A 10415-nucleotide genomic window follows, 5' to 3' on the forward strand; every position below is an offset into this window, starting at 1 on the left:
GGTGCCCTAGCCTGGCGGCGTGCGAGTTGTGGTGGCGAATCGTGGTGAGGTCGCGGTCCGGGTGGTACGGACGGCGCGGGAACTCGGATACCCGACGGAGGTGCTGCACACCGCGGAGGACAGCGCGAGTCTCGCGGTGCGGCTCGCCGACCGATCGATGACGCTGCCGGGCAACGGCGCGGCCGGATACCTGGACATCGACGCGGTGGTGCGCGCGGCCGCGGCCCGCGGGCCCGGCGCGCTGGTCCATCCCGGATACGGCTTCCTCAGCGAGAGCGCCGAATTCGCGGCCGCCTGCGCCGCGGCCGACCTCACCTTCGTCGGCCCCTCCCCCGAAGTGCTGCGGATCTTCGGGGACAAGGTCGCGGCCCGCGCGGCCGCCGAACGCGCCGGACTGACCGTGCTCCCCGCCACCCGCGCGGGAGCCGAGTCCGCGGAGCTCGTGGCCCTGCTGGCCGACCACCCCGACGGCATCATGGTGAAGGCCGCGGCGGGTGGCGGCGGACGCGGCATGCGCCCCGTCACCGACCCGTCCCGCCTGGCCGAGACCATCGACCGCTGCCGGGCCGAGGCGCTCGCCGGATTCGGCGACGACCGGGTGTACGCCGAGGCGCTCGTGACCCGCGCCCGCCACATCGAGGTGCAGGTGGTCGCGGACGGGATCGTGGCCACCACCCTCGGAGACCGGGATTGCAGCGTCCAGCGGCACCGCCAGAAGCTGATCGAGATCGCGCCCGCCCCGGATCTGCCCGCGGCCCTGCGCGATCGGCTGCACCGGGACGCGATCCGGATCGCCGAGGCGGTGGGGTGCCGCGGCGTCATCACCGTCGAATTCCTGGTCGAGCCCGGTTCCGGCGATGGCGACGCGAAAGTGTGGTTCCTCGAGGTGAATCCGCGCCTCCAGGTCGAGCACACCGTGACCGAGGCCGTCACCGGCGTGGATCTGGTCGCGCTGCAACTGGATCTGGCGCAGGGCCGGACCCTGGCCGAACTCGATCCGACCGAGCACGAGCCCCGCGGCTACGCCGTGCAGGCGCGCGTCAACGCCGAACTGCTCGCCGCCGACGGCACCGTCCTGCCCAGCTCCGGGGTGATCGGTCGCTTCGACGCCCCGACCGGTACCGGCCTGCGCGTGGACACCGCGATCCACGTGGGCATGCGTCAAGGCGTGCAGTTCGATTCGCTGCTCGCGAAGGTCATCGCCCACGCCCCGACCCACCCCGCCGCCCTGCGCCGCTGCGCGGACGCCCTGGCGGAAACGGTGATCGGCGGCATCGACACCAATCTCCACCTGCTCCGCGCGGTGCTCGCCGAGTTGCGCGAGCTGAGCGCGCCAGCCGCTCCCGCCCGAGGCAGCGGCAGCACCGACACCGGCAGCACCAGCGGCGGCAGCGGCGGCGAGGGCGGCCATGGCGGGGGTCTCACCACGGAGTGGTTCGAGCGGCGGCTCGACGACCTGCGCTCGCGCGCCGAGACTTTCGAGGACGCGACCCCACCGGCCGACCAGGTGCCCGCCTCCGTCGGAGCGGGTGCTTTCGCCGACTTCGAGCCGGCGGACGGTGAGCAGGCGCTGCGGTCGCCGATGGGCGCGACCGTGGTGTCGCTGGCCGAACCGGGCACGGTCCTGGCCGCCGGGGCCGAGGTCGTGGTGCTGGAGGCCATGAAGATGCAGCACGTGCTGCGGGCGACCGAACCGCTGCGGGTGTCGCGGCACGCGGTCGCGCCCGGCGAGGTGGTCGACCCGCACAGGGTGCTGGTGACCTGGGTGGCCGCCGATCACGACGGTCCGGCCGCGGAATCGACCGTGGTGGACCTGGATTCGATCCGCGCCGACCTGGCCGAGGTGCTGGATCGACACGAGACCACCCTGGATGCCCGACGGGAGACCGCCGTCGCGAAGCGGCATCGACTGGGGCGGCGCACGGCGCGGGAGAACATCACCGATCTGGTCGACGCGGACAGTTTCGTCGAGTACGGCGCGCTGGCGGTCGCGGCGCAGCGCAGCCGCCGCGGCCTGGACGATCTGATCGCCAATACCCCCGCCGACGGCTTGATCGCGGGCGTCGCCACGATCAATGCCGACCGGTTCGGCCATGATCGCGCCCGCGCGCTGGTCATGTCCTACGACTACACCGTGCTCGCGGGCACCCAGGGCATGCGCAATCACGTCAAGACCGATCGCATGCTCGAACTGGCTCGGGAGCAACGGCTTCCGGTGGTGTTCTTCACCGAGGGCGGTGGCGGGCGGCCCGGCGACACCGACCACGGCGGCATCTCGGGGCTGGACGTCACCACGTTCCGGGCCATGGGCGCGCTGTCGGGACAGGTGCCGCTGATCGGCATCGTGTCGGGGCGCTGCTTCGCGGGCAATGCCGCGCTGCTGGGCATGTGCGATGTCGTGATCGCCACGCCCGACGCGAATATCGGCATGGGCGGCCCGGCCATGATCGAGGGCGGCGGGCTGGGCGTGTACGCGCCCGAGGACATCGGTCCGGTGGAGGTGCAGCGGCGCAATGGCGTGGTGCACGTCGTCGCCGCCGACGAGGCCGAGGCGGTGGATGTCGCCCGGCGCTACCTCTCGTATTTCCAGGGCGCGGCGGCGGAGTGGGAGGCCCCGGATCCGCGGACGGCCCGGCACGTGGTGCCGGAGAACCGGCTGCGCGCCTTCGACATTCGCGCCGCCATCGCCTCGGTGGTGGATGTCGGCTCGGTGCTGGAGCTGCGCCGGGACTGGGGCGTGGGCATCGTGACCGCCCTGGTCCGGGTGGAGGGCCGCCCGTTCGGGCTCATCGCCAATGACTGCCACCACCTGGGCGGGGCCATCGACGCCCCGGCCGCCGACAAGCTCTCGGCGTTCCTGCGACTGTGCGGCGCACACGGCCTGCCCATCGTCTCGCTGTGCGACACACCGGGTTTCATGGTCGGCCCCGAGGCGGAGGAGCACGCCACCGTCACCAAGTTCAGCCGCCTGTTCATCGACGCCGCCGCAGTGGACGTCCCGTTCGGCACCGTGATCCTGCGCAAGGGCTACGGGCTGGGCGCGCAGGCCATGGCGGCGGGCTCGTTCCGCGCGCCACGGTTCGTGATCGCCTGGCCCACCGGCGAGATCGGCGGGATGGGCCTGGAGGGCGCGGTCCGGCTGGGCTTCGCCAAGGAGCTGGCCGCCATCGAGGATCCGGACCAGCGGCAGGCCGCCTTCGAGGCCCTGGTCAACGCGGCCTACGACGCGGGCAAGGCCCTCACCGCCGCAACGGTTCTCGAACTCGACGATGTCATCGACCCCGCCGACACCCGGCGGTGGCTGCGGACCTTGCGCTGAGCACCGGCGCTTACGCGGCTCCCCCGCGCAGCCGCCGCAGGCAGGCGTACCCGACCGTGAGCGCGGCGATGCCACCGAGCGACCGGCCCGCGCTCACATAGCGGGGACGGCGGAGCCGGAACCTGGTGCGCCGCGCCTCGCGCGCCCGCAGGCGTTCCTCGGTGAGGTCGGCGTAGCGGCCCGGCAGGAAGGTGTCGAAGTACTCGGACACGAAATTATCGGTGCGCCGCACGGGCAGTCGCATATCGCCCATCAGCTCGTCGATGTGGTGGGAGAGGTAGGGCCCGACGTAATAGCCTTCCGGCCGCGCGGGCATGACCTCGGCCAGCCAGGCGCCGACCCGGTCGATCTCGCGGTGCATCTCGGCGGCGGGCGGCAGCTCCAGCTCGCCGAGGAAGTGCTGGGACAACCAGTGCGCGGAGACCTCCGCGGTGAGCTGGCAGGCGGTGGAGGACCCGTACCCGATGAACCCGAGGCGCGGATGCTCCGGCGGCAGAATGTGCCGGTACAGCAGGAATCGACCGTCGGAGAGGACGTCGGTGCGTAGCTCGCGGTCCAGGAACGGCAGCGACTGCCGCCAGCCGGTGGCGAACACCACCAGGTCCGCGGCCAGCCCCTCCCCCGTGTCGAGGGTGAGTTCGGCCGCGCCGGCGCAGCGCGCGATGTTGCCGCGCCGCAAGCGGATCCGGCCCCGCCGGGCCTCCCGGTAGAACTCCTCGCTGACGCCGCCGTGTTCGATGCCGCCGGGCAGCGGCGGCTCGGGCACCATGATCCGCGGCATCCGCAGCGAGAGTCGCATCAGGAGTTTCAGATACCGCCAGACCAGCTCGGTCAGCGGTCTGCCCGGGCCGTGCAGCAGCCCCTCCACCCGGTTGAGCCGGTGGTAGCGGAAGAACGATTCGGAGAATCGATTGAGGTACAGCTGGTCCGAGGGCTGTCCGCCGATGAACCGCGGCAGCATCGGATAGGGCTTGCGGAACACCAGGGTGCAGTCGCGGGCTCGTTCGGCGGCCCAGGCGGCGCAGTCGAGCGCGGATTTGCCCGCGCCCACGACCACCACGCGCCGGCCCGCGAAGGCGGTGGGTTCCAGGGCCTGACTGGAGTGCGCGATCACACCGCGAAAGAGGTTGCTGTCCTCAATATCTGGAATGTTCGGTTCGGAGAAGGTTCCGGCGCACACCACCACGAAATCGAACGCCAGCGTCTCGACCCCGTCGGGCCCGACCACCTCGACCTCGAATCCCTTGCCCGCCTCGGATACCCGAATGACTTCGGTGCCCAGGCGTAGGTAGCGGTACAGGCCGAAGCGTTCCGAGTACGAGGCCAGATAGTCGCGCACCTGCCCGGCGGTGGGGAATACATCGGCCGAGTCCGGGTAGGGATGGTCGGAGTACGCGTAGGTGGCCCGGGAGTTGTTGGTACGCAACCCCGGATAGGTGCGCGACTCGATCCACACCCCGCCCGCGGCGGTCTCCTTGTCGAAGACGACGACCTCGAAGCCGTCGTCGCGCAACACCTTCGCCGTCACCAAGCCCGCGATACCGGCCCCGATGACCCCGACCCGTACGCCACCCGCACTCGTCACGTCCGCGTATCCCCTCTGGAACGAACAGGCACAGCCGCGCCACAGGCTACGGCAGCCTGCGGCGCGGCGGACCCTCGTCAGAGCGACTCGCCATGTTTTTGACGAGTTGGGCGTGTCGCGACTTCTCGCCGAAATCGCTTATACCGGGCGAACTTACGAGACCGGGAGCTCCGGGATCCGGGTCGCGCGCGCGTACACGGTCTCGCCCTCCGCCAGGTGCAGCGCCTCCGCGTCACCGCGGGTGACCTGCGCGGTGAACAGGTCACCGGTGGCCGCGTTGCGCAGCTCCACCCGCACCTCGAAGCCCAGCCGGACCACACGCTCGACCGTCGCGCGGGTGACGCCGGAGGAATCCGCGGTGCCCTCGTGCGCGGCCAGCGCCATGCTCGGGTCCCGGCCGACGCGAATGTCGTGCGGCCGCACCATGTGCCCGTTCAGCTTGGCCACCGCACCCAGGAACGACATGACGAACTCGTTGGCGGGCCGGTCGTACACGTCCTCCGGGCTGCCGACCTGCTCGATGCGGCCCTTGTTCATGACCGCGATCCGGTCGGCCACATCCAGGGCCTCCTCCTGGTCGTGGGTGACCAGGACGGTGGTGACGTGCACCTCCTCGTGCAGCCGGCGCAGCCAGGTGCGCAGGTCCGCACGGACTTTCGCGTCGAGCGCGCCGAACGGCTCGTCCAGCAGCAGCACCTGCGGGTCCACCGCGAGCGCGCGGGCCAGGGCCATGCGCTGACGCTGACCACCGGACAGCTGCGCCGGATACCGGTGCTGGAAGCCGTCCAGGCCGACGATCTCGAGCAGCTCGTCGACCTTCTTCTTGATCTCGCCCTTGGGCCGCTTGCGGATCTTGAGCCCGAAGGCCACGTTGTCGCGCACGGTCATGTGCTTGAACGCCGCGTAGTGCTGGAACACGAAGCCGATGTCGCGCTTCTGCGGCTGCACATTGGTGACGTCCCGCCCGGCGATGGTGACGATGCCGTTGTCGAGGGTCTCCAGTCCCGCGATCGAGCGCAGCAGCGTGGACTTGCCCGAACCGGACGGGCCCAGCAGCGCGGTCAGCTCACCCGAGGGGATGTCGAGGCTGACGTCGTCGAGCGCGGCGAACGTGCCGTAGCGCTTGTTCGCATTGGTCACGGTGATCATTTGGCAGTGCCCCGCTTGCGTTCTAGGAGGGTCATGAGCAGAAGGACAACGAGGGCGATGCCCATGAGCAGGGTCGCCGCGCAGTACGCGCCGAAGGTGTTGTGATCGTTCACGTAGCGCCCGTTCACCAGCAGGGTGAGGGTCTGTGACTTTCCGGGCAGGCCGGTGGACACCATGATCACCGCGCCGAACTCGCCGAGCGCGCGGGCCACGGTGAGCACGATGCCGTAGGTCAGGCCCCAGCGGATCGCCGGAAGCGTGATGCGCCAGAACGTCTGCCAGCCCGACGCGCCCAGGGTGGCGGCCGCCTGCTCCTGATCGTCGCCGATCTCGTGCAGCACCGGCTCCACCTCGCGCACCACGAACGGCAGCGTCACGAAGATGGTGGCGATGACCATGCCCGGCAGATTGAAGATGATCTTCAGGCCATGGCTGTCCAGCCCGCCGAACCAGCCGTGTGCGCCCCACAGCAGGATCAGCGAGACACCCACCACCACCGGCGAAGTCGCCATCGGCAGGTCGACCACGCCCTGCAGCAGATTGCGGCCGGGGAACCGGCCGCGCACCAGGGCGAGCGCCACGATCACACCGAAGATCACATTCACCGGCACCGTGATCGCCACGATCTGCATGGTGAGGTTGAACGCCGAGACCGCGGCGGGCGTGGAGATCGAATCGAAGAACGCGCCGATGCCGCGCTCGAAGGTGCGCATCAGGATGATGCCCAGCGGCACCAGCAACAGCACGAAGATGTACGCCAACGCCACCGTGCGCAACGAGATCCGGGTCCAGAAACCGAGTTTCATCTACGACTCCTGTTCCCGGCGCGCCAGGCGCTCGGAGGTGACCCGCAGCACGAACAGCGTGGCCAGCGAGATCGCCAGCAGCACCACCGAGACCGCGGCGGCGTTCACCGGCCGATCCACCTCGATCTGCTGCTGGATGTACTGCGAGGCCATCTGGGTCTTCTTCGGAATGCCGCCGCCGATCAGCACCACCGAGCCGTACTCGCCGATCGCGCGGGCGAAGGCCAGGCCGGAACCGCTCACGATGGCCGGGGCCAGCGTCGGCAGGATGATGGTGCGGAAGGTGGTCCAGTTGTCCGCGCCCAGCGACGCGGCCGCCTGCTCCACATCCTTGTCCGCCTCGATCAGCACCGGCTGCACCGCGCGCACCACGAACGGCAGCGTCACGAAGGCCAGCGCCACCACCAGACCGGGCTGGGTGGCATTGAGGTGGATGTCGAACGGCGACTGCGGGCCGTACAGGGCCAGCAGCACGATGCTGGCCACGATGGTGGGCAGCGCGAACGGCAGGTCGATGAGGGCGTTCACGATCCCCTTGCCCGGGAATTCGTCGCGCACCAGCACCCAGGCGATCAGGGTGCCCATCACCACGTTGATCAAGGTGACGATGACGGACACCAGGACCGTCACCTTCAGCGCGTCCAGGGCCGCGGGCGCGGTCACCGCGTCCCAGAAACCGGACCAGCCGTTCTCCAGGGACTTGGCGGTCAGCGCCGCCAGCGGCAGCAGCACGATGATGCTGAGCCACAGCACCGAGGTGCCGATGCCGAGCGGGCCCACCGACCCGGTCACCCGGAACCAGGACCGGATCCGGCCCCTACCCGCCGTCGGGCGGGGTTTGTCGTCTACCGAAACGCCGGGACCGCTCTCGGTCCCGGCGTTCGAGCTGCTGTCACTCACAGTGTCGAGTATCGCTTGTGTCGCAGGTCACCCGGCTACTTGGTGGCCTTGTCGTAGATCTGGGCCACCGAGCCGGTGTTCGGAGTGAACAGCTCCTTGTCCACGGTCTTCCAGCCGCCGAGGTCGTCGATGGTGTACAGCTTCTGCGGGGTCGGGAAGGACTTGGCGTTGTCCGAACGCACCTGCGGATCGACCGGACGGAAGCCCGCCTCGGCGAAGGCCTTCTGCGCGTCCTTGGTGTAGAGGAAGTCGCGGAAGGCGATGGCGTTCTTCAGGTTCTTGGAGTTCTTGAGCACCGCGACCGGGTTGTCGATCCGGAAGGTGGTGTCGGGCACGACGTGCTCGATCGGGTCACCCTTGGTCTCGGAGAAGATGGCCTCGTTCTCGTAGCTGAGCAGCACGTCGCCGGTGCCCTGCAGGAAGGTGTCGGTGGCCTCGCGACCCGACTTGGGCTGCACGTGCACGTGGCCCAGCAGCTGGGTCAGGTAGTCCAGACCGGCCTGCGCGTTCTTGCCGCCCTCACTCTTGGCGGCGTAGGGGGCCAGCAGGTTCCACTTGGCCGCGCCCGAGCTGAACGGGTTGGGGGTCACCACCTCGATGCCCGGCTTGAGCAGGTCGTCCCAGTTCTTGATGCCCTTGGGGTTGCCCTTGCGGACCGCGATCACCACGACCGAACCGAACGGGACGCCCTTGTTGGCGTCGGCGTTCCAGCCCGCGTCCACCTGACCGGAATCCACCAGGCGGGTGATGTCGGGCTCGACCGAGAAGCTCACCACGTCGGCCTCGGCGCCGTCCTTGACCTTGCGGGACTGATCGCCCGAGGGGCCGTAGGAGGCCTGGAACTGGGTGCCCTTGCCGGCGTCGGTCTTGTTGTAGACCGGGATCACCTTGTCGTAGGCGGCCTTCGCGACCGAGTACGCGAACAGGTTGATGTTGCCGCCGCCACCGGCCGCCGCACCCTCGTCCTTGGTGTCGGCCGCGCCGCCGCTGCAGGCGGTGAGCACGGTGGCCGCGACCGCGGTGAGCGCGACGGCGAAGGTAGATCGGCGGGAGAGACGAATATTGCGGGACATCGGCGTGGACCTTTCGGGCTACCCGCCGGAGGGACCTCGACCGGCGGGAATGAACGTTTGCCGTAGACCCGTCACGGGAAGGAATACGCGACGGTGGCGCTCCGGCCCGAAGGCCGCCGGGGGGACGAACACGAACTGCGAAAAATGCGCGCGCCAAGTCTACTCAGACGTGCAGCAGTGCTCGATCGGCGATCAGCGACAGTGAATGTCAGCGACCGCGAGGCAACCCACAGCGATCAACGCCAATTCATGGCGGACCTGGGGAACAACGCTCGACAGCACGGGGCGACTTTAGCAGAGGTGCACGTCAGGCCGCTAATCTCCGGCGGTTTGAAATCGTCTCGAGCACAACCCTGGTCGAGCACGGCAGACTGTATCGAGACTGCGACTTTCCAACGGGGGACATTCCATGACGACAGCGCCCGCACGTATCCGCCGGGACTTCCCGGGCATCTCCACTCGCGCCTGGGAGCACCCGGCCGACCGCACCGCACTGGTCGGCCTCCGGCAGCTGAGTGGCTTCGACACCCTGCTGCGCACCCTCTCGGGCCTGCTGCAGGAGCGGCAGCACCGGCTCATGTACCTGGCGACCGCGGTGCGGGTCGACGAACGGCAGTTCAAGAACCTCCACCAGCTGCGCGCGGACGCGGTCAAGATCCTCGACGCGCAGCGCACCCCGGAGATGTTCGTGCTGCAGCAGCCCGAGGCCAATGCCTTCACCATCGGCATGGACCGGCCGTTCATCGTGGTGACCACCGGCCTGCTGGATCTGCTCGACCACGAGGAGCTGCGATTCGTGGTCGGCCACGAGCTCGGGCACGCGCTGTCCGGGCACGCGGTCTACCGGACCATGCTCATGCACCTCATGCGGATCGCCGACGGCATCGGCTGGATGCCGGTGGGCGGCTGGGCGGTTCGCGCCATCGTGGCCGCGCTGATGGAGTGGAGCCGCAAGTCCGAGCTGTCCGGGGACCGGGCCGGGCTGCTGGTCGGGCAGGACGTGGAGGCGTCGGTGCGGGTGCACATGAAGCTCGCGGGCGGCTCCCGGGTGGACGAGATGAGCCACGCGGCCTTCCTCACCCAGGCCGACGACTACGACCGCGCCGGCGACCTGCGCGACGGCGTGCTCAAACTGCTGAACCTGGAACTGGCCAGCCACCCGTTCTCGGTGCTGCGGGCCGCGGAGCTGCGGCGCTGGATCGCCGGCGGTGAGTACAACCGGGTCCTGGACGGGCAGTACCCGCGCCGGGAACAGGACAAGGACGCGCGGATCAGCGAGGAGATCAAACACGCGGCGCGGTCGTACAAGGAGAGCTTCGACCAGTCGGAGGACCCGCTGATCCGCACCGTGCGCAACCTGGGCCGCGATGTCGGGGCCACGGTCACCACGGTGGGTCAGGAAGTCGGCGAGACGCTGTCGAAGCTCGGCAAGCGGCTCCGCGGCGACAGCGACGACAAGCACGACGAATGAGAAAGGGGTCCGGGGCAAGCTCGCGGGTCCAGCACGCGAAGTGACGTCCGCGGCGGGTTCCGGCCCGCCGGTCAGCTGCCGTCCTCGCTGAGGTTCTCGAGGATCTCGGCGG

General features: G+C 69.7%; 8 protein-coding genes. 2 read left to right on the forward strand and 6 right to left on the reverse strand.

From position 1 onward, the window contains the following. Window positions 1-19 precede the first annotated feature (19 nt). Window positions 20-3319, forward strand: a complete 3300-nt coding sequence (locus ABZ382_RS31075; RefSeq protein ID WP_357096371.1) for a carboxyl transferase domain-containing protein — start codon at window positions 20-22, stop codon at window positions 3317-3319. Between the two features lie 10 nt (window positions 3320-3329). Here the strand turns inward: ABZ382_RS31075 and ABZ382_RS31080 are convergent, their stop codons facing one another. From ABZ382_RS31080 to ABZ382_RS31105, 6 genes are all read right to left on the reverse strand, one after another. Next, a complete protein-coding gene (locus ABZ382_RS31080; protein ID WP_357096374.1) occupies window positions 3330-4904 on the reverse strand; it encodes an NAD(P)/FAD-dependent oxidoreductase in 1575 nt (524 codons plus the stop codon). Between the two features lie 153 nt (window positions 4905-5057). Further along, window positions 5058-6053 (reverse strand): sulfate ABC transporter ATP-binding protein, encoded by a 996-nt coding sequence (locus ABZ382_RS31085; RefSeq protein WP_357096377.1) that lies wholly within the window; start codon window positions 6051-6053, stop codon window positions 5058-5060. After that, complete coding sequence (cysW, locus tag ABZ382_RS31090; protein ID WP_357096380.1) at window positions 6050-6859, reverse strand: sulfate ABC transporter permease subunit CysW; 810 nt, start codon at window positions 6857-6859, stop codon at window positions 6050-6052. The genes ABZ382_RS31085 and cysW overlap by 4 nt, the downstream gene beginning before the upstream one ends. Further along, on the reverse strand, window positions 6860-7669 hold the full coding sequence (cysT, locus tag ABZ382_RS31095) for a sulfate ABC transporter permease subunit CysT (protein ID WP_357096412.1): 810 nt from the start codon (window positions 7667-7669) through the stop codon (window positions 6860-6862). A 125-nt stretch (window positions 7670-7794) separates the two neighbouring features. After that, the gene (locus tag ABZ382_RS31100; RefSeq protein WP_357096383.1) at window positions 7795-8832 is read right to left on the reverse strand and encodes a sulfate ABC transporter substrate-binding protein; all 1038 of its coding nucleotides are present in this window, start codon (window positions 8830-8832) and stop codon (window positions 7795-7797) included. Between the two features lie 192 nt (window positions 8833-9024). Then, the gene (locus ABZ382_RS31105) at window positions 9025-9114 is read right to left on the reverse strand and encodes an Ms4533A family Cys-rich leader peptide (protein ID WP_357096386.1); all 90 of its coding nucleotides are present in this window, start codon (window positions 9112-9114) and stop codon (window positions 9025-9027) included. A 127-nt stretch (window positions 9115-9241) separates the two neighbouring features. On the opposite strand from ABZ382_RS31105, the gene ABZ382_RS31110 reads away from it, so the two are divergent. Then, the gene (locus ABZ382_RS31110) at window positions 9242-10303 is read left to right on the forward strand and encodes a M48 family metallopeptidase (RefSeq protein WP_357096389.1); all 1062 of its coding nucleotides are present in this window, start codon (window positions 9242-9244) and stop codon (window positions 10301-10303) included. Window positions 10304-10415 lie beyond the last annotated feature (112 nt).

Origin of the sequence: Nocardia sp. NPDC005825 (genome assembly GCF_040630175.1) — a bacterium.
GTDB lineage: Bacteria > Actinomycetota > Actinomycetes > Mycobacteriales > Mycobacteriaceae > Nocardia.